Annotated in this window: 24 protein-coding genes; 14 read left to right on the top strand and 10 right to left on the bottom strand. The window is 40.8% G+C overall.

Going from position 1 to position 24,491, the window contains the following annotated elements; all coding sequences use genetic code 11:
• Positions 1-6: 6 nt before the first annotated feature.
• Positions 7-504 carry a cysteine hydrolase family protein gene (locus ACYSNU_RS06345; protein ID WP_461736352.1) on the bottom strand — a complete coding sequence of 166 codons (498 nt, stop codon included), beginning with the start codon at positions 502-504 and terminating at the stop codon, positions 7-9.
• A gap of 12 nt (positions 505-516) precedes the next feature.
• Positions 517-1,191, bottom strand: coding sequence for a lysostaphin resistance A-like protein (locus ACYSNU_RS06350; RefSeq protein WP_461736353.1), 675 nt, complete (start codon positions 1,189-1,191; stop codon positions 517-519).
• Between the two features lie 210 nt (positions 1,192-1,401).
• Here ACYSNU_RS06350 and groES point away from each other — a divergent pair, with 210 nt between their 5' ends.
• Together groES and groL are read left to right on the top strand one after the other, a co-directional pair.
• Positions 1,402-1,686: a co-chaperone GroES gene (groES, locus tag ACYSNU_RS06355; RefSeq protein ID WP_265458343.1), complete on the top strand. Its 285-nt coding sequence runs from the start codon at positions 1,402-1,404 to the stop codon at positions 1,684-1,686.
• 42 nt (positions 1,687-1,728) lie between these two features.
• The gene (gene groL / locus ACYSNU_RS06360) at positions 1,729-3,357 is read left to right on the top strand and encodes a chaperonin GroEL (RefSeq protein ID WP_265458345.1); all 1,629 of its coding nucleotides are present in this window, start codon (positions 1,729-1,731) and stop codon (positions 3,355-3,357) included.
• 236 nt (positions 3,358-3,593) lie between these two features.
• Here groL and ACYSNU_RS06365 read toward each other — a convergent pair whose 3' ends face one another.
• The 4 genes from ACYSNU_RS06365 to ACYSNU_RS06380 form a co-directional block, all read right to left on the bottom strand.
• A complete protein-coding gene (locus ACYSNU_RS06365) occupies positions 3,594-4,244 on the bottom strand; it encodes a hypothetical protein (protein ID WP_461736354.1) in 651 nt (216 codons plus the stop codon).
• A 369-nt stretch (positions 4,245-4,613) separates the two neighbouring features.
• A complete protein-coding gene (locus ACYSNU_RS06370) occupies positions 4,614-5,144 on the bottom strand; it encodes a putative immunity protein (RefSeq protein ID WP_461736355.1) in 531 nt (176 codons plus the stop codon).
• A gap of 13 nt (positions 5,145-5,157) precedes the next feature.
• On the bottom strand, positions 5,158-5,742 hold the full coding sequence (locus ACYSNU_RS06375; RefSeq protein WP_461736356.1) for a DEAD/DEAH box helicase family protein: 585 nt from the start codon (positions 5,740-5,742) through the stop codon (positions 5,158-5,160).
• A 12-nt stretch (positions 5,743-5,754) separates the two neighbouring features.
• Positions 5,755-6,195, bottom strand: coding sequence for a GNAT family N-acetyltransferase (locus ACYSNU_RS06380; RefSeq protein ID WP_461736357.1), 441 nt, complete (start codon positions 6,193-6,195; stop codon positions 5,755-5,757).
• Positions 6,196-6,368: 173 nt separating this feature from the next.
• Here ACYSNU_RS06380 and ACYSNU_RS06385 point away from each other — a divergent pair, with 173 nt between their 5' ends.
• From ACYSNU_RS06385 to ACYSNU_RS06400, 4 genes are all read left to right on the top strand, one after another.
• Positions 6,369-6,716 carry an iron chaperone gene (locus tag ACYSNU_RS06385; RefSeq protein ID WP_461736549.1) on the top strand — a complete coding sequence of 116 codons (348 nt, stop codon included), beginning with the start codon at positions 6,369-6,371 and terminating at the stop codon, positions 6,714-6,716.
• A 209-nt stretch (positions 6,717-6,925) separates the two neighbouring features.
• Entirely contained in the window at positions 6,926-8,290 is a 1,365-nt protein-coding gene (locus ACYSNU_RS06390; protein ID WP_461736358.1) for an aldehyde dehydrogenase family protein, read from the top strand.
• Between the two features lie 304 nt (positions 8,291-8,594).
• The gene (locus tag ACYSNU_RS06395; RefSeq protein ID WP_461736359.1) at positions 8,595-8,876 is read left to right on the top strand and encodes a hypothetical protein; all 282 of its coding nucleotides are present in this window, start codon (positions 8,595-8,597) and stop codon (positions 8,874-8,876) included.
• 119 nt (positions 8,877-8,995) lie between these two features.
• A complete protein-coding gene (locus ACYSNU_RS06400; RefSeq protein WP_461736360.1) occupies positions 8,996-9,922 on the top strand; it encodes a LacI family DNA-binding transcriptional regulator in 927 nt (308 codons plus the stop codon).
• Between the two features lie 160 nt (positions 9,923-10,082).
• Here ACYSNU_RS06400 and ACYSNU_RS06405 read toward each other — a convergent pair whose 3' ends face one another.
• Positions 10,083-10,844 (bottom strand): MerR family transcriptional regulator, encoded by a 762-nt coding sequence (locus ACYSNU_RS06405; protein ID WP_461736361.1) that lies wholly within the window; start codon positions 10,842-10,844, stop codon positions 10,083-10,085.
• Positions 10,845-10,979: 135 nt separating this feature from the next.
• On the opposite strand from ACYSNU_RS06405, the gene ACYSNU_RS06410 reads away from it, so the two are divergent.
• The 6 genes from ACYSNU_RS06410 (at position 10,980) to ACYSNU_RS06435 (ending at position 17,530) form a co-directional block, all read left to right on the top strand.
• Complete coding sequence (locus ACYSNU_RS06410) at positions 10,980-11,336, top strand: DUF1827 family protein (RefSeq protein ID WP_461736362.1); 357 nt, start codon at positions 10,980-10,982, stop codon at positions 11,334-11,336.
• 27 nt (positions 11,337-11,363) lie between these two features.
• Positions 11,364-11,717: a DUF1827 family protein gene (locus ACYSNU_RS06415; protein WP_265458363.1), complete on the top strand. Its 354-nt coding sequence runs from the start codon at positions 11,364-11,366 to the stop codon at positions 11,715-11,717.
• Between the two features lie 339 nt (positions 11,718-12,056).
• Entirely contained in the window at positions 12,057-13,520 is a 1,464-nt protein-coding gene (locus ACYSNU_RS06420; protein ID WP_461736363.1) for a nicotinate phosphoribosyltransferase, read from the top strand.
• A gap of 27 nt (positions 13,521-13,547) precedes the next feature.
• The gene (gene nadE / locus ACYSNU_RS06425) at positions 13,548-14,372 is read left to right on the top strand and encodes an ammonia-dependent NAD(+) synthetase (RefSeq protein WP_461736364.1); all 825 of its coding nucleotides are present in this window, start codon (positions 13,548-13,550) and stop codon (positions 14,370-14,372) included.
• Between the two features lie 400 nt (positions 14,373-14,772).
• Positions 14,773-16,629, top strand: a complete 1,857-nt coding sequence (locus ACYSNU_RS06430; RefSeq protein WP_461736365.1) for an LTA synthase family protein — start codon at positions 14,773-14,775, stop codon at positions 16,627-16,629.
• A 157-nt stretch (positions 16,630-16,786) separates the two neighbouring features.
• Entirely contained in the window at positions 16,787-17,530 is a 744-nt protein-coding gene (locus ACYSNU_RS06435; RefSeq protein ID WP_461736366.1) for a tRNA 2-thiocytidine biosynthesis TtcA family protein, read from the top strand.
• Positions 17,531-17,643: 113 nt separating this feature from the next.
• On the opposite strand, the gene ACYSNU_RS06440 is transcribed toward ACYSNU_RS06435, so the two are convergent.
• Positions 17,644-18,528 carry a helix-turn-helix transcriptional regulator gene (locus ACYSNU_RS06440; protein WP_461736367.1) on the bottom strand — a complete coding sequence of 295 codons (885 nt, stop codon included), beginning with the start codon at positions 18,526-18,528 and terminating at the stop codon, positions 17,644-17,646.
• 167 nt (positions 18,529-18,695) lie between these two features.
• Here ACYSNU_RS06440 and ACYSNU_RS06445 point away from each other — a divergent pair, with 167 nt between their 5' ends.
• Positions 18,696-19,640: an SMP-30/gluconolactonase/LRE family protein gene (locus tag ACYSNU_RS06445; protein WP_461736368.1), complete on the top strand. Its 945-nt coding sequence runs from the start codon at positions 18,696-18,698 to the stop codon at positions 19,638-19,640.
• 293 nt (positions 19,641-19,933) lie between these two features.
• Positions 19,934-22,609 carry a cation-translocating P-type ATPase gene (locus ACYSNU_RS06450; RefSeq protein ID WP_461736369.1) on the top strand — a complete coding sequence of 892 codons (2,676 nt, stop codon included), beginning with the start codon at positions 19,934-19,936 and terminating at the stop codon, positions 22,607-22,609.
• A gap of 262 nt (positions 22,610-22,871) precedes the next feature.
• On the opposite strand, the gene ACYSNU_RS06455 is transcribed toward ACYSNU_RS06450, so the two are convergent.
• Both ACYSNU_RS06455 and ACYSNU_RS06460 read right to left on the bottom strand, forming a co-directional pair.
• Positions 22,872-23,522 carry a 3-oxoacid CoA-transferase subunit B gene (locus tag ACYSNU_RS06455; protein ID WP_461736370.1) on the bottom strand — a complete coding sequence of 217 codons (651 nt, stop codon included), beginning with the start codon at positions 23,520-23,522 and terminating at the stop codon, positions 22,872-22,874.
• Between the two features lie 13 nt (positions 23,523-23,535).
• Complete coding sequence (locus tag ACYSNU_RS06460; protein ID WP_461736371.1) at positions 23,536-24,255, bottom strand: CoA transferase subunit A; 720 nt, start codon at positions 24,253-24,255, stop codon at positions 23,536-23,538.
• Between the last annotated feature and the right edge of the window lie 236 nt (positions 24,256-24,491).

Here is a 24,491-nt window from a genome sequence, read left to right on the forward strand (position 1 = left end):
TTATTTTTATAGAAATGTTGCAAAGCGTTGGTCCCATAAATCCTCGTAAAAGGCAATGGTTGTTGCCGCAGTCATAAAGGGATTGTCAAGGGTAGAGGTGCCGTTTCGCTGCAGAAAAAGAGTATAGCCTAAACCGTGGGCAAACTTAATGGTGCTGTCGACACAGTACTGGGTTTGAGCGCCTACAATCTCTAAGTTCTTGATTGCCAATTCTTGCAATAGCTCCTGTAAATTCGTTTGATAAAAACTATTGGCGTGGGTTTTACCGACATAATAATCTTCCGGCAGATTTTTCAATTGAGGAACTAGCTGCCAAGATTGGCTGCCCTTCATCAGTTCTTCGTCTTCATGCTGGATAAAAATGATCGGCAGCTGTTGCCTTCTGTAATCAGCAATTCGCTGATTGACTTTTGTTAAAAGCCCCTCAAGGCCAAATAATTCATTTTGGCCGTAACAGACACCGTTTTGTAAATCAATGACTAATAAAGCTCGTTGACTAGACATGGCAGACTCCTTTTAAGTAAGATTTTGCAGCAGAATTTGGGCAAATAAAACGAGGGCATTCATTCCCGCATGGGCAATAATCGGCGTCCAAATGCTGCCGGTTTTTTTATAAAGGAAGCAAAAGAACATCCCTAAAACAAAATAAACAGCTAAATGGCCATCGCCGTGGGCAAAGGCAAAGATAATCGAACTAATGACCGCTCCCACCCAAAAATTAGTGAAGCGAAAGGGGAAGCTGGCAATAATACCGGGAATCGCCCGGCGAAAAACAAATTCCTCCATAATCGGTCCGCCAACTGCTGTAGCTAATAAGAAGATGGGGGCACTTTTTATTAAGGTCACTAAATTTTGCGTATTTTCTGAAACGGTCAGCTCTCCGGAGATGGATGACTCAATAAAATTTACAATAACCTGCAAAATTAGCGCTCCCCAGATACTTAAAAAACCAATAGCGACTAGCAGCACCCAATGCATCGGTTTTTTTTCAAAGTCTAGAGGCGCACCTTTTTTTCTTTGATAGAGGTAGAGGGCAATTAAAACGAAAGCCATCCCCAAGTAAACAGCCGTTAAAGCGTTAATTGGCTGATTCCCTGATTGGAAAATTCCTAACCAGTAAAAAGTGATGGATGACGTAAAAGCAAAAAACCACAATATAATGGTTAAAAGGCCATACTTGCGAATTGACATAGTGAAACTCCTTTTCGTTTGATTCCTGCAAACTTTTTTAATAAGAAGAATTATAGCATAGTCCCCGCAAAAAGTTGGCGCTTAAAAATTTTCTTAAAAAAACGAACGAAAAACTTGCAAAGTTTTAAAGAAATGAGTATCATATGAATTGTGAGTTAGCACTCGATAGTTAAGAGTGCTAAAAACTAATTTTTGATGGAGGGATTTATCGTGTTAAAACCTTTAGGCGATCGCGTCATTATTCAAGTCGCAAGTGAAGAAGAAAAAACTGTTGGAGGAATTGTTCTCGCTTCTGCAGCGAAGGAAAAACCTCAAACTGGATCAGTCATTGCTGTTGGTGAAGGCCGCTTATTAGACAATGGCGAAAAAGTTCCTACCTCTGTAAAAGTTGGCGATACTGTGATGTTCGAAAAGTATGCTGGCACAGAAGTGAAATTTGAAGGTACGGAATATTTGATTGTGTCTGGTAAAGACATCATCGCAATTGTTGAATAAAAAAACAGATTGAACTAAAAAATTTATGAGGTGAAATTAATCATGGCTAAAGAAATTAAATTTGCTGAAGATGCTCGTGCTGCAATGCTCCGCGGAGTAGATAAATTAGCAGATACAGTAAAAGTAACATTAGGACCAAAAGGACGGAACGTTGTCTTAGAAAAATCTTACGGTTCTCCTTTAATTACCAATGATGGTGTGACCATTGCTAAAGAAATCGAATTAGAAGACCATTTTGAAAATATGGGAGCTAAATTAGTTTCCGAAGTTGCTTCAAAAACCAACGATATCGCTGGTGACGGTACCACAACAGCAACTTTGTTAACGCAAGCTATCGTTCACGAAGGCTTGAAAAATGTCACAGCTGGTGCGAACCCTCTAGGTATTCGCCGTGGGATTGAATTAGCAACTAAAGCTGCTGTTGAAGAATTACACAGCATTTCTTCTATCGTTGATTCAAAAGAAGCGATTGCTCAAGTTGGTTCTGTTTCTTCTGGCTCAGAACAAGTCGGCCAATACATTGCTGACGCTATGGAAAAAGTTGGCAACGACGGTGTTATCACCATTGAAGAATCTAAAGGGATTGAAACTGAATTAGATGTCGTAGAAGGTATGCAATTTGACCGCGGCTACTTATCACAATACATGGTAACTGACAATGATAAAATGGAAGCTGTTTTAGACAATCCTTACATTTTAATCACGGATAAAAAAATCTCTAACATCCAAGATATCTTGCCATTGTTAGAACAAATTTTACAACAATCTAAACCATTATTAATCATTGCTGATGATGTGGATGGCGAAGCTTTACCTACTTTGGTATTGAATAAAATCCGCGGAACCTTTAATGTTGTCGCTGTCAAAGCTCCAGGCTTTGGTGATCGCCGCAAAGCAATGTTAGAAGACATTGCTGTATTAACTGGCGGTACTGTGATCACTGAAGATTTAGGTTTAGAATTAAAAGATGCTACTATCGAAAATCTTGGTGTTGCCAGCAAAGTGGTTGTTGATAAAGACAACACTACTGTTGTTGAAGGCGGCGGCGAAAAAGCAGCGATTGATGCTCGTGTGCAATTAATTAAAAATCAAATTGCCGATACAACTTCTGATTTCGATCGGGAAAAATTACAAGAACGCTTGGCAAAATTAGCCGGCGGTGTGGCAGTTATCAAAGTGGGTGCGCCAACTGAAACTGAATTAAAAGAATTGAAATTACGCATTGAAGATGCTTTGAATGCTACGCGGGCAGCAGTTGAAGAAGGTATGGTTTCCGGTGGGGGAACTGCTTTAGTCAACGTGATTGATAAAGTAGCGGCTGTAGCTGCTGAAGGCGACGAAGCAACTGGTGTTAAAATTGTCTTGCGGGCATTAGAAGAACCAGTTCGTCAAATCGCTGAAAATGCTGGTTATGAAGGCTCAGTGATTATCGACAAACTAAAAAGCGCTGAATTAGGCGTTGGTTTCAACGCTGCGACTGGCGAATGGGTAAACATGCTAGACGCAGGGATTGTTGACCCAACTAAAGTAACTCGTTCAGCCTTACAAAATGCTGCATCTGTTGCTGCATTATTGTTAACTACTGAAGCAGTTGTTGCTGATAAACCAGAACCCGCTGCTCCTGCGGCTCCAGCAATGGATCCGTCAATGGGCATGGGAGGAATGATGTAATTTAATTATTACATCATGACTTTATTAAAAAAATAGACCTGTTCATCTCTTTCATGAGTTTTCTCTGAAGGGATGGACAGGTTTTTTATTTTTATTTGAAAAATAGCTCATCACTCGGTTGTTAAAGGATTCTGTTGGAAAGTAAAATCTTCAGTTACGGGAATAATTGAGTACATGGAGTGTGACAGTAGAGACTTGAGAAGTTTTGTGAAAAAACGAAAAATAAGTTCAGCGCATTAAGTATTAATTGCTTGATAGCTTTGGGCCAAAATTTGCTGTGGGGCGCTGAGAGCGGTCTCTAACCGGCGCTGTTCTCTGAGATGCAAGATTCGCTTTGAAATCACTTGAGGGTCACTGGCTCTAGCGGGAATAAAGAAAATTTTGCTACAATCTTTGGAATGACTAAAACTGGCGATGATTTCTTTGACGCTGCTTTGACTGGTCCCCTGAAGATTTTGCTGGAGTGTTAAAATTGGTGTCTCACTGATGAAAAAGCCGTTAATCCTCAAGTGTAAAGGTTCAGAAGCAGTGTTAGGCTGTTTCAAGGAGGATTGCTGTGAAGGAGCGGCGGCGAGAAATTCTTGGAGGCGCCGGTAACTTTTGCTGTTTATTTCTAAACAATTTAGCAATTCCAACGGGGTTAAATTGATTTTCAGACGATTGTGATCAGCAGTGAAAAAAATTCTTTTGGGAAAGGGCGGGCGTTGAGCTGTCAGTTTGTTTTCTGGGAAGTGTCGGGTGAAATGATTGAAGAAATGGGCATGCTCCAATTGATTAGTGGTTACGACGCCGATAATTTCCGCGGCGTTCAATTCCAAATCCAAGTGTTCTAAAACCATTTGATTTGCAAGTTGAATGGTCAACTCTTTGATTTTTAAATTGGCCATCGGACTTCACCTCCATCTACTCAGTATAAGATAAATCTTTTATCGTGAATATGCAGTTTTTTTCAAAACTGGGTAGGCGGTAGCAGAAAAACGGCGCAAGTGATTTCCTGTCGGGATTTTTTATGGTGACAACTTTTTTTCATTTAATCCTTTGTCAGAATAATTTATGAGAAACAGAAAATGTCGATAATTATTTGAAGGGTGAAACCTCGAATTATCCCCGTTGTCTCTGTTCCAGTAAGTCCACAAGTTAAATAAGCGTGTGTTCCTCAACTCAAATTGGTCCTAAATTTTGATAAAAGTATTGAGAAATTTTATTAGTTATTGTTCATGATGTTCGATTCGCTTTCAACCACAATCAGACTTTTGTCACAAATAATTTTTCAAAAAAGTGTGGGCAGAAACAATTTGTCGCTGTCTCAGCTGACTGACTGGTGGAAGCTGCTGCGGATACAAGAGGTTGATGGTTTTAACCCCGTAATCAGCAGAAACCAATGCGTGTCCTCGCATGTGACCAACAGCAATCGCTTGAGCAAAGACCCGAGCCGCTGCTATGCCGATTTCTGTCGTGGCTTCTTTGGCCAATTGATTTGCTAAAAATCCAGCTTTTCGAAGTTCAGCAGCTGAGAGCTTGCCCGCTAACCGTTCCTTTAACGCCTCTTTAGCAAGTTTAATTCGTTGATCTTCCATGAAGGGGGCATCTAGGTAGCTTAAAAAGGGCTCAGCATTTTCCAGAGCCCACTCAGCTAATAAGTTTTGCGGCAATTTTTCTAAATCAAGCACTAAGGTCTGGCGCAATTCAGCATCATCAAAAATTTTTATTTTCGGTGCCCTTGAAATAAGGCCTTTGTCAAATTGACTTTGCTCATGGGCATTCCAAGCGTAGTCTGTTTTTTTCATCCCGATAAACTCCCTATGTCAGTTGCCAATAATCGACAATTTTTGCGGCGGTTTCAGCTGGCTCTAGTAATGTGGTCTCGATTTTTAGCGTTTTGATTGCTGGAAAAAGCTCAGTTAATTCCTGCGGTCGAGTTTCTAACCGCATTTTTTGATGGCTGCTTAACAGCTCGCTACGGGAAAAGTCGAGATCTCTTTTTGAAGGTTTGGCCGCTAACCGTTCCTCGTGACTATTGCGCTCTAGGCGAGTTGTCAGCTCGGCGGTTAACTCGACAAAGTAGACCTCTTGGTTTTTTGTAAGAAAAATTGCTGCAATATCCTGCAGAAATTCTCGGTCGTCAGCATCATCAAAATTAATCATCACAGTAAAGATGATTGTCTTCGTCTGATTATGGCCTTGATTTTCCACGAAGGCCTGAAACAAAGCTTTCCGCATTTGGTCGGACAGGGCAAAGGTTTTTTGGTTATACCCTAAAAAGTTAGCAAAAACATCTAGAGTTTGATGGTTGAACAAAAGCCGACCTTCAATCTTTTTTTCTAATTCCTTGCCTACCGTCATTTTTCCGACGGCTTGGGCACCAATTAAGACAATTAATGACATCGTTTGCTCCTTTCAATCAGCTGAACTGTGCCAGCTCAGCTGCAATTCAATTTCTTGGGTGGACTGGTCAAGCTCTTCAGCAATCAGTTTGAAACCATTTTTTTGATAAAATCGACAGGCGCCTGTATTCTTTTGATACACGGATAAATTGAGCTGACTGCGTTGGGTTTTTGCGTAATTTAACAGAGCCTGACCGATACCTAAGCGGCGAAATTCTTTTAGGACGAATAAGCCGGCAATGTAATTTTCTTGAAGCCCAAGAAAACCAACGATTGTTCCAGCCTGTTCTTCAACAAGCAGCGTTGCAGCTGGCAAAAGTTTGCTTACAAGCGGTAGTTGGCTTTCCCAATATTCTTGTTCAATAAAATCATGGGCCTCAATGTTTCCTTTGAGCCAGATAGGAATCAACTCAGCTAAGTTTTCTGAAGTGACAGTGTCCAGTTTTTTTATCATTTACTCTGCTTCCTTTAAAAATGGTGTATGTTTAAGATAAAGGATTTCAGAGGGCCCGTCAAAGTTTTTTTGCAATTTATCTAGCTAATTTTTGTTGTGAAATCTTTGCTAAATTGACTGGGCTAGTCTATCATTAGGATAATAAATTTAGTAGAAAAGGTGAAACGATGGCGATAACGACAGTAGCAGAGTACATTGCTCAATTCCCTCCAGAGATCCAAGAAATTCTAGTTCGGGTCCGCAAACTTATCCAAGAAACACTGCCCGAGGCCGAAGAAACCATTAAATATCGGATGCCGACTTATTATTATAAAGAAAATTTGGTTCATTTTGCTGCAGCTAAAAAACACTTAGGATTTTATCCAGCTCCAGTGGCTATTGAAAATTTTGCAGAGGCTTTGCGTCCCTATAAAACGTCGAAAGGTGCTATTCAATTCCCTTACACCAAGGAGATTCCCTATGAATTAATTCAAGAGATGACCCGTTGGCGTTGGCAACAAGTAACTCAGCAGGATAGTTAGGATGCAGGTTTTTACAAGATTCGAAAGACTGTATAAGTTTGATATCGTCAAGCCAACAGAAAAACTGATTACAAAAAATTTGTCGTTTACTTGTTGTTTACAAGGCAACAAGTTTTTTATTCCACGAAATGATAGCGCTTTAATTGTGTTATGATATACATGATAAACATCCTAATTTGGATTTTAAGTTTGAAGGGAGTTAGATAACAATGGTTGTAGAGGAAAAAACTTCAATTTCAATAGAAGAAAAGGTTGTAAAAGCTAGAGGGGCGATGGCGGAAATTCATGATTATTCCCAAGAGCAAGTTGATACTTTAACCAAAGTAATCGCAAAGGCGATTTTTGATAACGCTGAGCCTTTAGCCAAACTCGCACGAGCAGAAACCGGCTTAGGCCGCGTGGATCATAAAATCAATAAAAATATTGGCATGGCGACCAATATTTACAGCAGTCTGGTGGGCAAAAAATCTGTTGGTGTCCTGCGGGAAATTCCTGAAGTCGGCTTGATTGAAATCGGTCATCCAATGGGCGTTATCGGTTCGGTAACGCCGACAACGAATCCGACGATTACCCCGCTAGGCAATGGGTTAATGGCAATCAAAGGCCGCAATGCAATGATTGTTTCACCCCATCCCCGTTCTAAAAAAACGACGACAGAAACAATCCGTCTGATGCGGGAGGCTTTAGTTAGCCTCGGTGCCCCGGCTGACTTGTTGCAGGTGATTGAAGAGCCCAACATTGAATTATCTCAAGAGCTGATGAAAAAAAGTGATGTAATTGTGGCAACCGGTGGACCGGGCTTGGTTAAGTCTGCTTACTCGAGTGGAAAACCGGCTTTCGGCGTTGGCCCGGGAAATGTTCAAGCGATTTTAGATCGCGATTTTGATGTGGCGACGGCTGCTGAATTGTCTGTTGTCGGTCGTTCCTTTGACAATGGCATTGTGTGCGCCTGTCAGCAGAGCTTATTTTATCCGGTTGAAAAAGAAGCGGAACTTTTTGCAGCCTTAGAAAATCAAAAAACCGCCATCTTTACCGATGAAGCGGAGGTCAGTCGATTGCGGGAAATAATTTTTCCAGCGGGTCGCACAAATCCTGAAATGATTGGACAATATCCTGAGATAATTGCTAAAGCGGCTGGCTTAGCGGTGCCGGAAGATACCGAAATTATTGCCGTGAAGGTTGCGGGAATCGGGTCAGCAGAATTATTCAATAAGGAAAAAATGTGTCCGGTGCTCGTGATGAAAAGTTATGAAGCCTTTGAAGAGGCTGTCGACTATGCGAAGGCCAATCTTTTATTAGAAGGGGCTGGCCATTCAGCAGGGCTCTTTTCAAATAATCAAGAGCACATAGTGTATACAGGTTTGACATTACCTGTCAGTCGGGTAGTAGTTAATCAGCCGACCATTGATGCGGGTGGTTCGCCGACTAATGGATTAAATCCAACTTCATCTTTAGGTTGCGGCTCGTGGGGAAATAATATCATTTCTGAAAATCTAACATATCGGCATTTAATCAACGTTCAGCGGGTGGCGTTGCCGCTAGCGCCGCAAATAGTGGATAATTTATGGGAGTAGTAGTTCCTGAAAAAAATAAACAGCTTGAGCAACTACTTTGATAGCTTTACAGTTGCTACCTCATTTTAATATTCCATTCAATTGGAAATTTATCGAGTCTTTAAATAAAAGACAGGTACTTTGAGTAACTAAAAAAAATAAAACTACCCTCTAAGGCGGCTGTTCAGTCGAATCTTAGAGGGTTTCTTGCGGTTAAAAAAAATCAAAATTTCTAAAATATTTTACTTGCTCTGGTACGCGTTTCATAACTTATACTTAACTCAGTTAAAAAACTTATTATAAATAATGAAAGAAGGATGATTTTATGTATACTTATGTGAAAATTACCGATGCCAAGGAAACAAAGTTTTTCTACGCGATTATTGATTTTTCAGCTGGTAAAATGGTGTTACAGCAACCGCGAGGGTTCTACCAAAAGGCAATCTGTGAAATTCCTTTAGCTAAAATCAGCCATCTCGATACAACTGATTTCTTTGGCGTGGATGGCATTAGCTTTTATTATGAGCATAGCTTGTATCAATTTCAGTGTTATGGATTAGGTGTGGTAGAATATCTACAGGAACATTTGACGGCGGTAGCGAGCTAAATCAGCATTTAGCTGCAACAGTCAGCGTTTTTTGTTAAACGAATAGAAAAATGAAGTTAAGCAGATTGAGTCTAGGTTCACAGACATTTGTTTACTTGCAAAATCAGGAGGGCAACAAGATGGCCAATATCCGTGATATCGCTAAACTTACCGGTTATTCGGTCGCCACGATTTCTCGTGTTATCAACAACAATCCCTATGTCGATGAAAAAAAACGGCAAGAAATTTTGAAAGTGATGGCTGAAGTCAATTATATTCCCAATCGAACAGCGCAGGTGTTGAGTTCTGGGAAAACTAAAAATATTGGGGTGATTGTCCCCTATGTGAATCACCCTTATTTTGACCAATTAATCAGCGGCATTATGACAACAGCCTTTGATTACGGCTATCAGATTACCCTGCTGCCGACAAAATATGACCCGGAAACGGAGAAAAAATACCTGCAGCAGTTAGCAGCTAAAAGTTTTGACGGTTTGATTTTAACTTCACGGGCCAATAAATTAGTCGATATCTTTCCTTATTTAGACTATGGCCGGATTGTCTTTTGTGAGGATATTCCCGAATTATCCGACGGCTGTACGTTTATCAACCGCATCGATTCTCTGACAGAGGCCCTTAACTATTTGAAAGCTAAAGGAGTGCGTAATCCGGGGGTGACTCTTGGTCGCAGTCGGACGTTGAGTTATAATTCAAAAATTACGGTGCAATTATGTCATGAAATTTTTGAGGATTTTACCGAAGAGAATATTTTTTGGAACAGTTTAACTATTGAGGACGGCAAAGACGCAGTGCCGTTTTTTAAAGAACGGCAAGTGGATGGAATTTTTACCAACGGCGACTTGGTAGCCGCGGGGATTCGGATGCTCATGCCGGAAATGGAATTACTAATTGGTCGGGAAAATCTTTTTATCAGCGATGTCCTGCACATTTCAACGATTGATCATCATTTAATTGAATGTGGCAGCACAGCCTTTGAACTGGCAATCCAAGCTAAAAAGGGCATTTATTCAATGCCCTATGAATTTATCCGCCGGAGTAATCAATAAAAGACTGGAGCAGTCAGCCGTCAGCAAAAGATTTTACCGCCCTATTTTCGCTAACATCATCGAAAAATAGAGCGGCTCTATCTGCTATATGACAGACTGGCTGCTCCAGTCTTTTTTGTGTTTTTAAAATTTTTTCATTAACCATTTTTATGGAGTGACTTTACGCATAATAATCAATAATTTGTTTAAGTAAAGCAACCGAATCCTTCTCAGTTTTTTCATTGTAATACTTGGCAAAGCGGGGGTCCTCAACATACATCAAGGCTAAATTTTTATGATACTCTCTTGAATAAAAAGGGGCCGCTAGTGTCAGCCATTTTTTATGGGCGGTAAAGGCCGCTTCGGCCAGTGGGCTAGGAATCGCAGGCGTCGCTGTTTCCAATAATTGATTGAGGATTTCAATCAGCGTATTTTCAGCTGTCTGCAGCTCATCAAATTGACTTTCTGTCAATTCCTGCCATTTTTGATTGGCACTAGTCAATTGCTCGGCTGGATATTTTTCTTTTAGTTCTGCACCATATTTTCTTTGATTTTCCGCTAGTTTGGCGGCTTTGAAAGCGGCGAATTTTTCTGAATCTGGCATGTCTTTTTCTCCTTTATAATAAGCTAATGTTTCACTGACGGTCTGCAATAATAAATCAATTTGCTCTCTTTTAGCTAATAGTTGCTGATAATGCTGTTGCAACGCCTGTTGATAATCAAAATCCGTTTGATCGAGAATTTTTTGAATCTCCTCTAGAGAAAATTCTAATTGCCGATAAAAAAGAATCTGCTGCAGGCGGTTGACTTCATTTTTACCGTAGATGCGATAACCGGCCGAATTAAGGCGTGCTGGCTTTAAAAGAGCAATTTGGTCATAATAGCGCAGCGTGCGGGAGCTGATTCCAGATAATTTTGCTAGTTTTTGCACCGTGTATTCCATTTTTTTAGTCTCCTCGCAATTTTTCTGGCTAACCTTAGTTTAAACCTTGACGTTAGGTAAAGGTCAAGGGGTTATGGTCAATTTTTTTTGAAAGTTGATGTATAATAAATTATTCATAACTGGAGGATTGAGAGTATGAAATTAATTGAAACACCGATTAATTCCAATTTGAATTTGGAAAATACCTATCCCAATATTACCAAGTATATCTTTGATTCACGGGCAATTAAATTTTACAAAATGTACTCATTGGACCGCAATCAAATTATTTATGCGGATTTGTATGATGTCATTCGGATTGTCATGATTAATACCAAGAAGAAAATCACCAAACAAGAGGTCGACTTTACAATTCATCGGCTCCTGCATGCGACTAGAGAGCAGGTCAAAGTTACTGTGGGGGTCAAGGAAAAGATGACCCAAGCCGGCTTTAAATTTACGCAGCCCCGCAAGGATATTGTGGTAATTGAAATGCCGGTACCAGAAGATTAAGGCAACTGTAAAGAGAGGATTTAGTTTATGAAATTAATCAAAAGCCAGTTAAACACCAGCGTGTCCTTGAGACGTGTCTATCCCATCATTTGTTCTTATTTATTCGACAATGTGCGGATTAAATCCTATGAAATTTATACTTTGGATCGGACGACTATCTTGAAGGTGGACACCTTTGATTCGATTGTCCTCGTGCTTTTTAATAAAAGCCGGAAAATTGAGCAGACCGAAATTGATTTTGTTTGTGATAAATTGTTAGCAGGAGTAAAGGGCGGCGATTGCATTTACCTGGACGGCGTACTAGAAAAAATGGCCGCACAGGGCTTGGAATTTACAGCGAAGGATTTCGTTGTTATCCAAAAAGCCGTGACACAAGACTAAAAGACAGAGAGCCTGTAGTATCAGTGCTATCTAAAGAAATTATCAAAATAAGGCGCATCTGGGTCACCTGAAATTCAGAGGACTCAGATTTAGCAAGGATTTTGCTGAGAAGCTTGATAAATTTAGCGTTTAAAGCTAAATCAAGCTAGTTCAGCAGTTCTTTGAGGCTGGTTTTGGTTTTGCTAATTGGATAGTAGTTGGTACGGCAGACTCTTTTCATTTTTTAGTGAAATTTTCAGCAGTTTTAAGAGATTTCTGCAAGAAGTTTTGCGTTATTGGCTACTGTTTAAAAGTTTTTTGTTATAATAGCAGTTAAATAAATGACAGGGGAGTTTCAGGATGAATAAAAATTATGCAGATGACAGTTTGACCTTGCATACGGATTTGTATCAAATCAATATGATGCAAACCTATTTTGATTTAGGGCGAGCAGACTTGCATGCAGTATTTGAGTGTTATTTTCGGGATATGCCTTTTCGCAATGGTTATGCGATTTTTGCCGGTTTAGAACGCTTGGTCAATTATTTAGAAAATCTAACTTTTTCTGAGAGTGACCTCGATTATTTACGGGAAGTCAGCGGCTATTCAGAAGAGTTTTTAACTTATTTGAAAAATTTTAAATTTAAATGTACCGTTCGTTCGGCTTTAGAAGGGGACATCGTCTTTAACAATGAACCAATTGTTCAAGTGGAAGGTCCTTTGGCACATTGCCAGCTTGTGGAAACAGCACTGTTAAATATTATTAATTTTCAAACGCTGATTGCGACTAAGGCGGCCAGAATTAAATCTGTTGTCGGCGATGAACCCTTATTGGAATTTGGAACGCGTCGCGCTCAGGAATTAGATGCGGCTATCTGGGGGACTCGCGCAGCGTATATCGGCGGTGCCGATGCGACCTCTAATGTCCGAGCGGGAAAAATTTTCGGCATTCCAGCTAGCGGTACCCATGCCCATTCGTTAGTCCAATCCTATGGCAATGATTACGATGCTTTTATGGCCTATGGCAAAACCCACAAGGACTGTGTCTTTTTGGTGGACACTTATGATACTTTGCGCTCGGGTGTGCCTAACGCCATTCGAGTGGCCCGTGAGCTTGGCGACCAAATTAATTTCTTAGGGGTGCGGATTGATAGCGGCGATATGGCCTATATTTCTAAAAAAGTGCGGGAACAATTGGACGATGCCGGCTACACAGAAGCTAAAGTTTATGCCTCAAATGATTTAGATGAGGAAACAATTTTAAATTTAAAGATGCAAAAGGCTAAGATTGATGTCTGGGGTGTCGGCACTAAACTGATTACGGCTTACGATCAACCGGCTTTAGGTGCGGTCTTCAAATTAGTTTCAATTGAAGATGAACAAGGCAAGATGAAGGATACCATCAAGTTATCTTCTAATGCAGAAAAAGTCAGCACTCCCGGAAAAAAACAAGTTTGGCGGATTACTAGTCGGGCTGATGGCAAGAGTCAAGGAGATTATGTAACGCTTTGGGAGGAAGATCCCCGTTTAGAAGAGGAAATCTTTATGTTCCATCCCGTCCATACTTTTATTAATAAAACGGTTCGTGATTTTGAAGCCCGGCCGCTGATGCAGGAGATTTTTGTTGATGGCAACCGGGTCTATCAGTTGCCAAGCTTGAATGAAATCAAAGAGTATTCTAATCAGGTCAAAGATTCCTTGTGGGATGAGTACAAACGTGATCTCAATCCGCAAAAATACCCAGTCGATTTATCAACTGACTGTTGGAATCACAAAATGCGCTTGATTGAAAAAGTGCGTAAAGAAGTCCAAAATCTCAATTGAGAATTGCAAAATGAAGGGAGTTTCATGATGACATTACAAACAGAAATTATTGCTGAATTAGGGGTTCAGCCGACGATTAATCCCCAAGAGGAAATTCGTAAAAGCGTCGATTTTTTAAAAGCCTACTTAAAAAAATACCCATTTTTAAAAACTTTCGTCTTAGGCATTAGCGGCGGCCAAGATTCTTCTTTGGCCGGTAAGCTGGCGCAACTGGTGATGACTGAAATGCGCGCAGAAACTGGCGATAACAGCTATCAATTTATCGCCGTGCGTTTACCTTATGGTGAGCAGGCGGATGAAGCGGATGCGATGCGGGCCATTGATTTTATTCAAGCGGACGTCACACTGCGGGTCAACATTAAGCCAGCTGTCGATGCACAAGTCGCAGCTTTAAATGAAGCTGGTGTAACGATTAGCGATTTTAATAAGGGCAATATCAAAGCCCGTCAACGGATGATTACTCAATATGGGATTGCCGGCGAAAAAAACGGTGCCGTTTTAGGAACCGATCACGCCGCTGAAAACATCACCGGTTTCTTTACAAAATTTGGCGATGGCGGGGCGGATATTTTACCGCTGTTTCGTTTGAATAAACGGCAAGGGAAAATGCTCTTAAAAGAATTAGGCGCAGCACCGGAAATCTACACGAAAACGCCGACAGCTGATTTAGAAGACGGCCAGCCACTCTTGGCCGATGAAGCGGCTTTAGGTGTCACCTATGATGAGATTGATGATTACACAGAAGGCAAGGCTGTCTCAGCCAAAGCTCAAGCGACAATTGAAGGCTGGTGGCAAAAGACGCTCCACAAACGTCATCTACCCATCACAATTTTTGATGATTTTTGGAAATAAATCGACGCAGGACATGTTGACTCGTACTTGAGTTAAGGTGTCCTGGTACATAGAGTTAAATGTCGAGTCTGGTAGCGAAACATAAAGCAAGTGTGACTATTAACGAAATACAGCGGATTTTTTGAGACCGTGACATTAGTTAGAAGAGAGCGGAATTTTTCGAGGGCTAGCTAGTGAAAACCACTAGATAGTGTTAATTTGCGATTCGGACCTATTGGACCGCAGAAGCAAATATAAGCTAGTCCGGGCTTTCATCTGTTAAAAAGACTAATGTCACAGTTGCAATCGAGTCAACAGGATATTCTGGGGCAAAATTAAACAATTGCCCCAGTCTTTTGCGCTGGAAAGCATTTGCGAATGGATATTTTTCAAAGTACCGGCTCTGAGGAAAGAGGACCTAGTGAAAGCAGTAGGAAAAAAAATCAAACAGTTTTTGAAACAGCCAATCGTCAAGCTGGTTTTGACGGTCGTTTTATTGTTTATCTTAGTGATTATCAGCAATCTTTATCTGCAGTGGAGTCAAAATGATTATGATACAAGTCTAGCTTTTAAATTTGCTTTTTCATGGCATGTCGAAAAATTTTTCTTAGGCAGTCTGGTTTTAGGCACGCTATTAGTCTTTATCATGTCGATTGCCGGCTCAGTCACTATTGGCGCCATTTTTTATACGTTTGTGATTGGCGTTTTAGGCTATGCCGATTATTTGAAAATGCTCTATCGGGAGGAGCCGATTTATCCCGATGATTTAAAAATGATTGTCGAATTCGGACTATTACGGGAAATGGTCGGCACCGGTCCATTTGTCTTCTTGATGATTTTAGCCGTTTTAATTTTGGCGGTCTTTATCTATCAAATTTACCGCAGCTTTAAGATGAACCGCAAGCTGCAGATTCTGCGGGTAGTGGGTTTGGTTCTTTCCAGTGGTTTATTAGTTTATTTCAGTGATTTTAATAATGAAGACAATCTATTGCGGCAAGCCTATAATAAGACGGCTCTATGGATTCCCTACAGCCAGCAGATGAATTATTATAATGTCGGCTTTGTCGGCGGCTTTTTATATAATTTAAACGTTGATGCGATGGATGAGCCAGCCGGCTATTCTAAAGAAGCCGTCCAAGAAATTGTCGATAAATACCAAAGTCAAGCAACGGAAAACAATCAAACGGCAACCGATGAAGAGCCGAATATCATTTATGTGATGAGTGAAAGTTTTTCAGATCCAGCCAATTTAAGCGGCATTACCGTTGAAGGTGATCCTTTAGCAGATTATTATGCGGTTGCTGATGAAACCTACAGCGGAAAAATGCTGTCGCAAAATTACGGCGGCGGGACTGCCAACATTGAATTTGAAGCTCTAACCAGTTTGTCGATGGGCTTGATGAATGTTCAAATGACCACACCATACACGATGTTAGTCTCTAATCTCGATCAGTTACCGTCGATGGTTTCGCTATTAAGTGGCCGAGGCTATCAAACGACGGCCATTCACCCTTACAATACCTCGATGTATAAGCGGCAAGATGTCTATGAAAAGCTGGGCTTTGATGACTTTTTATATGAGGACACGATGACCCATACCGATACGATTGAAAATAATCCTTACATTTCTGACGCTGCGGCTTATTCAGAAATTATGGACCTGTTGAGCACCGATGAGACGCCACAGTTTGTCCATCTGGTCACCATGCAGACCCACATGCCGTATTCTGGCAAATATTCGACTTTGAATTATTCCGCTACTGGCAATGACAACAGCGCTTCGTTAAATAATTATCTGCAGGATATTGCCTATAGCTCTGAAGCGTTGCAGGAATTTTTGACAGAGTTGAATCAATTAGATCGACGGACGCTAGTTGTGTTTTGGGGCGATCATTTACCAGGAATTTATTCCGATGAGATTCAAGAGGAAAATGCTGGAGCAACACTGCATGAGACACAATTTTTAATCTATGATTCTGCCGGTGAGTTAACGCAGCAGGAGACCCATGATACCATTACAAGTCCGTTTTACTTTGCGCCTAATTTATTGAGTCAAAGCAATCAATCAACGACAGGTTTTTATGAGATGCTGTTAGCTGTTGAGGATTTCTTACCAGCCTTTGAAAAGGGCTTGTACTACCAAGGCAATCAATGGTTCGAAACAGCCCAGCTCTCCAGCCCACAGGAGGAAATTTACGAGGAGTACCAAATGATTCAATACGACATTGTCAGTGGTGAGCAGTACAGTCTTGACATGGGCTTTTATCAAGACGAGTAAGAGAGCGCAGCTGAAATTTTTGACGAACTGCTAGCAGCAAGAAGGAGTCTTACTTGTTGCTAGCGGTTTTTTGGTTAGCTGAGATTTTTTTAATTTCCCTAGACTTCTGAAAATTCCTCAGCAATAATAAATGAAAAGAACTTATTGAGGTGAGAGAATGACGTTTGTCAAAAAAGATAATCAGCGATTTTACAATCCGATTCGCCGAGCGATTTTAAATCATGGAATGATTCAACCGGGGGATCGAGTAGCGATTGGCATGAGCGGTGGGAAGGACAGTACCAGTTTGCTCTATTTTTTAGAGATGATTCGCCGTCAGCAGCGGCTAGGTTTTGATTTTGAAATTGTACCAATTAGTTTAGCGATGGGCTTTGAAATGGATATAACACCTCTAGAAAATTTTGTGGCATCCTTAGGTTATCAATTAGATGTTGTGGATACTAATATTGCCCAAGTCGTGTTTGATATCCGCGAAGAAAAATCGCCCTGCTCCTTGTGTGCTAAATTGCGCCGCGGCTATCTATATAACCGAGCAAAAGAATTAGGCTGCCAGAAGGTTGCGTTGGGGCATCATTTGGATGATGCTATTGAAACGTATTTTATGAATTTTTTACTCCATGGGAAAATGAATAGCTTTGAACCTAAAAGCTATCTGACAAGAACTGGCGTCACTTTAATTCGCCCGCTGCTTTATTTAGAGGAAATGGAAATCAAACGCTTTGTCAAAAGAGAAGAGCTGCCGGTGATTTTTAATCCCTGCCCGGTGGATAAAAAAACCAAGCGAGAAGAAATGAAACATTTGGTGACCCAGCTTTCAGAGACTTATGGAGATATTCGCGAAAAATTTGTGATGGGTATGGAGCAGGGCACGGCCGCTGATTTTTGGAGTGCGGATAAATAGGTTGGTATGGACTGCTAATTTTTAAATTAACAAAAAAATTATTTGACGTTAAGTTGATAAACAGATAAATACCCTGATTGGCACAGTCACCAATCAGGATATTTTTTGTGCTGTTAGTTTTTTTCAAAGTCTAAATTCGTTGGCCCAGCTTGATAGATTTCTTCTTCCTTCCAATCGGTGGTGGGCACAGTGTGGTCGACCACTTCAAACTTGGCGCTATCCACCCAAATTTTTCCGGCCCCCTGTAAAAGAATGCCGATATTGATGATGGTGGTTTCCACAGGGACATCTAAAACAGTAAAATAGTAGTTCCAATCACGGGTGCCTTGAATAGGCCGGTTTTGCATATTATCAAATTTTAAAATTGTGTCGGTGAAGCCACCATCCATCCGCATCCATAAACCAGCCCAGCCAACGACTTCATCGGCTTTAATAAAGGCCGAAAATTTTACCCGTTTACCTAAATAATTTTCCGGTGTAAACTGCTGCAAAATTGTGGCAAAGTCCGGTTGTTCAAAAGTGTCAGCGATGCTTTTCAGCAGAGCGGCTTGGGTTCCAGAATGAAAGGTTTGCTGGTCGAGCTCTAGTCGATATTTTTCACTGGCACTGCCGGAAAACAGCCAGCCAGAAATTTCAGTAGTTGTTGTCATATTTTTTTCCTCCTGAGAAATTAAATTTGTTAAAGTCTTTCGATAAAGCTTAGGTGGCAGGTGAAATTTTTGTTTAAAGGCCCGACTAAAAGCTTCCTGTGAGTCAAATTGGGCGACTAAGGCAATCTCTAAAATGCTGATTTGGCTTTGGGTCAATAGTTTGCTGGCTAGCGTTAACCGTCTTTCCTTGATGTAGGTATAAAGGGGGATGCCAACTTCTTTTTTAAACAGGCGGTGAAAGTAAAATTTCGACAGTCCGACATTGTCGGCGACTGACGCCAAAGATAAGTTTTCAGTCAAATTAGCTTCAATGAAAGTAATCGCTTGTTGAATTTCAGCGGTATGCATAGGCTGCTTCCTCCTGTAATCAAAGTATAGCAGGATTAAAAAAACTTTTTTTGATATATCTTGCTCAATTTTGAAAAAATGACGAGCTAAAAAAGAAAATTTTTCTTTCATTGAAAAAAATGCTATGATTTCAATGAAATCGTTTTCTTTGATAGAGGAGGAATTTTATGCGGAGCGATAAATTTTTACAGCCAGGCTTACTACCAAATCATGAATTAACGATCCCTTATCAAGTGGCTGAGCCGTGGTTTAAAGTATCAAACCAGCAAATGCAGCTGGAGGGACTCTGTTTTGATCGTAAGGGGGATTTATATTTTGTCGATGTTTTTGGTGGCGGGATTTATTGTTTGCAGCTGCCTGAAATGCAGCTGACACAAATTGCGCTGTTGGAAAATCAAAATCCGGCAGCTTTGAAAATTCATCGAGACGGGCGCTTATTTATTTGCTGTCTAGGCGATATGGAGAGTACCGGCAGCGTCCTTGCCATGCAGCCAGATGGTAGCGGACTGGAAACAATTGTTGATGCCTCCTTTGGTTTTGTGATTGATGATTTGATTTTTGATGAAGCAGGCGGTTTTTATTTTACTGATTTTAAAGGGTATTCCTGCAACCCGATTGGCGGGGTTTATTATGTGTCTGCCGATTATCAAAAAATTACCCAAGTGATGGGCAATATGGCCGTGCCTAATGGTGTAGCTTTAAATCCAACCAATGACGGCTTGTGGACAACAGAGATGAGCAACAATCGTTTGCATTTCTGGAGTCTAGCGGAAGATCATGTCACAATCCCGGCATACGGCAGTGCCGTGCCTTATCACTTTAGCGGCTTGGAAGGGCCAGATTCAATTTGTATCGATGCTCTGGGAAATTTATACGTTGCGATGTATATGCAAGGGCGTGTGCTGGTCTTTAATCCAGAAGGCCTGCCGATTGAACAAATTTTCTTGCCGGAAAGAATCCAGCGGCAGATGTTGCGTTCGACAAGTGTTGCCGTTTATCCAGAGCAAAAGCAGCTGGTCATCTGCTCAAATGACGGCAGCGGTGATGGCGGTTCTTGGTTGTATCATGCTAAGAGTTTTGCAGTCGGTCATAAAAATTTCCAATTTCAATAATTTTTTTATTTATAACAGGGTGAAAACCTTTACCTGAAAAAATTCCTTAAAAAGATTGCAGTCCCCTCTTGCAACAGTTATAATTGATTTTGTAATTAAATATCGCCTGTGGTATTTACATGAGGGAGTAACTAGCAGCAAGGATTTTGCTGTGACAGCGTCACCAACACCGGAAGAAATTTTCTGGCGCTGTCTTAAATAGTGAGACTTATGTACGCTTTTTGAGTGTACGTGAGTCTATTTTTTTTACTCTGAAATCCCGCAGCACATATTTAAAAATTAGGAGGATGAAAATGTCAGAAGAAAAAAAGGCGCAGGTTCAAGCTCCCTTTTATGCGCAAACAGAGGCTGAGGTCCTGCAGGAAGTTCAGTCGTCTGCCGAAGGGTTAAGTGCTAGTGAAGCCCAAAAGAGAATTCAAGAATATGGTCTCAATGAGCTGGAAGAGGGCAAGAAAAAAAGTCTCTTCATGAAATTTTTAGAACAGTTCAAAGATATGATGATTATTGTATTGATTGCAGCAGCAATTATTTCAGCAGTCGTCTCCCACGAGCTTGTTGATTCTATCATCATTCTTCTAGTAGTTGTAATCAATGCCGTGATGGGTGTCTTCCAAGAATCCAAAGCCGAACAAGCGATTGAAGCTTTGAAGGAAATGTCAACGCCCAATGCGAATGTTTTACGGGATGGCCACACCTTATCAATTAAAAGTAATGAATTAGTCCCAGGGGATATCGTCTTGCTGGAAGCTGGGGATGTTGTTCCAGCGGATATGCGTCTAATCAGCTCTAATTCATTAAAAATTGAAGAGGCAGCTTTAACCGGTGAATCAGTGCCAGTTGAAAAAGAAATCGTTGTTTTAGAAGGCACTGATATTGGTATCGGTGACCGAATCAACATGGCTTATTCAAACTCTAACGTGACTTACGGTCGTGGTACCGGGGTTGTTGTAAACACTGGGATGAATACCGAAGTTGGTAAAATCGCCAACATGTTAGCTCAAGCGGATGAAACAGAAACACCGTTGAAAACCAATTTAAATGACTTAGGTAAATTCTTAACCATCGCAATTATTGTGATTGCGGTCATCATGTTTGTAGTAGGAATCGTGATTAACGGAACTGATCCAATTGATATGCTGTTAACTTCTGTTTCCTTAGCCGTTGCAGCCATTCCGGAAGGGCTGCCAGCGATTGTAACAATTATTTTAGCTCTAGGTACTCAAGTAATGGCCAAACGAAATGCCGTTATTCGGAAATTACCAGCTGTTGAAACATTAGGTTCAACAGATATTATTGCCTCTGATAAAACTGGTACGTTGACATTGAACCAAATGACCGTTGAAAAAATCTTTTTTGACAATACCCAAGTACCGGCTGGTGATGATGTTAGTCATGACAATCTAGCATTAAAAGTGATGAACTATGCCAATGATACTAAATTTGCCCAAGACGGCTCTTTGATTGGCGATCCAACCGAAACGGCTTTGGTGCAATACGGTTTAGATCATGGCTTTAACGTAACGGAAAAAGTTGCTGCTGAACCACGGGTCGCAGAATTACCATTTGATTCTGATCGGAAATTGATGAGCACCATTCATCAATTAGCCAATGGTAAATTCTTAGTGGCTGTTAAAGGTGCGCCGGATGTCTTATTACAACGGACAACTGAAGTGTTATTAAACGGTGAAGTAAAACCGATGACAGCCGAAGAAAAAAATATTATTTTAGAAAATAATACCGACATGGCTCGACAAGCTTTGCGGGTGTTGGGAATGGCTTACAAATATCTTGATGCAATCCCAACAGAATTAACGACAGAAGACTTAGAAAATAATTTAATTTTTGCTGGCTTAGTCGGCATGATTGACCCAGAACGTAAAGAAGCTGCTGAAGCTGTGCGGATGGCTAAAAAAGCTGGTATTCGTCCAATTATGATTACCGGTGACCACCGTGACACAGCCGAAGCGATTGCCGCGCGTTTAGGAATTATCAAAGCCGGTGATGATGATGCCGTTTTAACAGGTGCTGAATTAAATGAAATGTCAGATGAAGAATTTGCTAAGCGGGTTCATGAATACTCCGTTTATGCTCGGGTTTCACCAGAGCATAAAGTTCGGATTGTTAAAGCGTGGCAGACTGAAGGTAAAGTAGTTGCGATGACCGGTGATGGAGTAAATGATGCTCCTTCATTGAAGCAAGCAGATATCGGTATCGGTATGGGGATTACTGGAACGGAAGTTTCTAAAGGCGCTTCTGATATGGTCTTAGCCGACGATAACTTTGCAACTATCGTCGTTGCCGTGGAGGAAGGCCGTAAAGTCTTCTCCAATATTCAAAAAACTGTTCAATATTTATTGGCTGCCAACTTAGGTGAAGTCTTAACTTTATTTATCGCAACTTTACTTGGTTGGGACACATTGTTACCAATTCATTTATTATGGATTAACTTAGTAACCGATACATTCCCAGCGATTGCTTTAGGAATGGAACCGGCTGAAAAAGATTTGATGAGCCACAAACCACGGGGCCGTAATTCCAATCTCTTCTCTGGCGGTGTTCTTAGCAGTATTATCTACCAAGGTATTTTAGAAGGTGCGACGGTTCTTTTCGTTTACTGGGCAGCAATTCAATGGCCAGTTCACACTGGTTACGATGCAATCCACAGTGATGCATTGACGATGGCATTTGCAACGTTGGGCTTAATGCAATTGTTCCATGCCTTTAACGTAAAATCCATTCACCAGTCACTGTTCAAAGTTGGACCGTTCCGCAATAAAACCTTTAACTGGGCGATTCTATTATCATTTGCTTTAATGATGGTGATTATTGTCGTACCAGGTTTAAATGATATTTTCCGGGTGGCACATCTGGATATGTATCAATGGGCAATCGTCTTAGGTGCCTCATTTGCAATTATTCCAATCGTGGAAATTGTGAAGGCTATCCAACGGGCGATGGGCAAAGAGTAACATTTATCAATTTTAATAAATAAAACTTGTCTTCGATTATCAGACGGTCGTCTAGAGTCAGCATCATTGCTGACTCTGGCTACTAGGCTGATTGAGGCAAGTTTTTTTTATTTTAAAAAAATAAAAACAGCCTGACCGTTTGATTAGCCAGGCTGAAGTTTTCCAATCATTTTAATTTTTGTTAGATAATTAAGTTGCTGTGATACCGTAACTTAATCAAATTTAAAGAAATTTCGCAGCTCTGCTGAGTGAAAGCTTTCTGTTAAATCTGATAATCCCGCAAATCGGCTGCTACTTCAAATTCCGCCTCAGTGATTGCTCTAACATCTTCCACTGATAACGCAGGGTCTTTTTCACTCAAAACTAATTGCCCCTCCACCATTTTAAAGACAGCTTTTTCAGTGATAATCATATCGACAACCCCGTAGCCGGTTAAAGGTAAGGTACATTTTTTCAAAATTTTTGATTGGCCGGCTTTATTGGTGTGGGTCAGCATGATGACAATTTTTTTAGCGCCCGCTACTAAATCCATAGCACCGCCCATTCCCGGTGAACGGCTCGGCATTGACCAGTTAGCGATACTGCCTTCTTGATCGACCTCTAAGGCCCCCAAGATGGCCACATCAACGTGGCCGCCACGGATGATGCCAAAGGAAACCCCGACATCAAAAATAGAAGCACCGGGTAAAAGAGTAATAGGAAAGCCAGCAGCATTGGCATTATCAGAATTTTGCTCACCAAGTTTCGGTGTCGGCCCCATACCTAACGCACTATTTTCTGTTTCCAGCTGCACCTCCACACCGTCAGGAATAAAGTTGGCGACATTGACAGGCATCCCAAAGCCTAAGTTTACAACAGAAGCACCGATTAGTTCTAAACCGGCTCTCTTTGACATTTTATCTCGATCATTCATCTTTATCCCTCCTTTATTTAGCAAAACGATTGGTTTCAATCCAGCGCTGTTCCATTACTTCTTCCTGTTCATCAAGAGTATTTCCTTGAACAACAGCTTTTACAAAAGCGCTTGGTGTGCCAACTCGAATCGGTTCTAAGTCGCCTACTGCAACAATCTCATTGACTTCGGCAATTGTGAAGTCAGCTGCTGCTGCTATAATGGGATTACTGTTAATCGAAGCTCCCCGATATTCAATGTTACCTAATGTATCTCCTCGATAGCCTTTAATAATGGCCAAGTCAGCCCGCAAAGGCACTTCAAGAATATATTTTTTGCCTTCGACTTCAATAATCTGTTTGCCTTCTTCCATTTTTGTTCCGATGCCAACAGGCGTTAAAGCCCCACCGATGCCATATCCGCCACAGCGAATTTTTTCTGTCCAAGTCCCCATTGGGAAAAGCTCTACCTCAATTTCATTGTTCTTAATCGCTTCTTGCACTTCTTCGGTTGTTCCAATATGGGAGGTAATATATTTTTTTACCTGTTTATTTTTGAATAGGGGAGCAATATCAAAGCCTCCTGGCGGATTTGACGAGACTATCGAAATAATCGTCAAATCCTTGACACCAGATGCAACAATTTTTTCAATACAGCGCAACGGGGCACCAATTCCTAAAAATCCACCAATCATAATCGACATGCCATCATGCAGCTGTTCAGTTACTTGCTCCAAGGTGATTACCTTATTCATAGAACTCCTCCTTTTAGTAAATGAAACTCATTTGACTCAATAACAAGGCTCGGGATCGTTTGGAAAAATTGCAGAACAACAAAAAGAAAACGCTTGCAATTTAATTATAGCATAAAGCAGTTCTGTGAAATACGGACTCTTTTCAAATAGTTGGCATATTATTTTCTAAAATTATTTTGAGGAAGCATTTTCAGAAATTCGAATTAAAGCCTGATAAACAAGTAGTTTTCAAAGCT

The sequence above is a fragment of the Enterococcus sp. LJL120 genome (assembly GCF_054871765.1).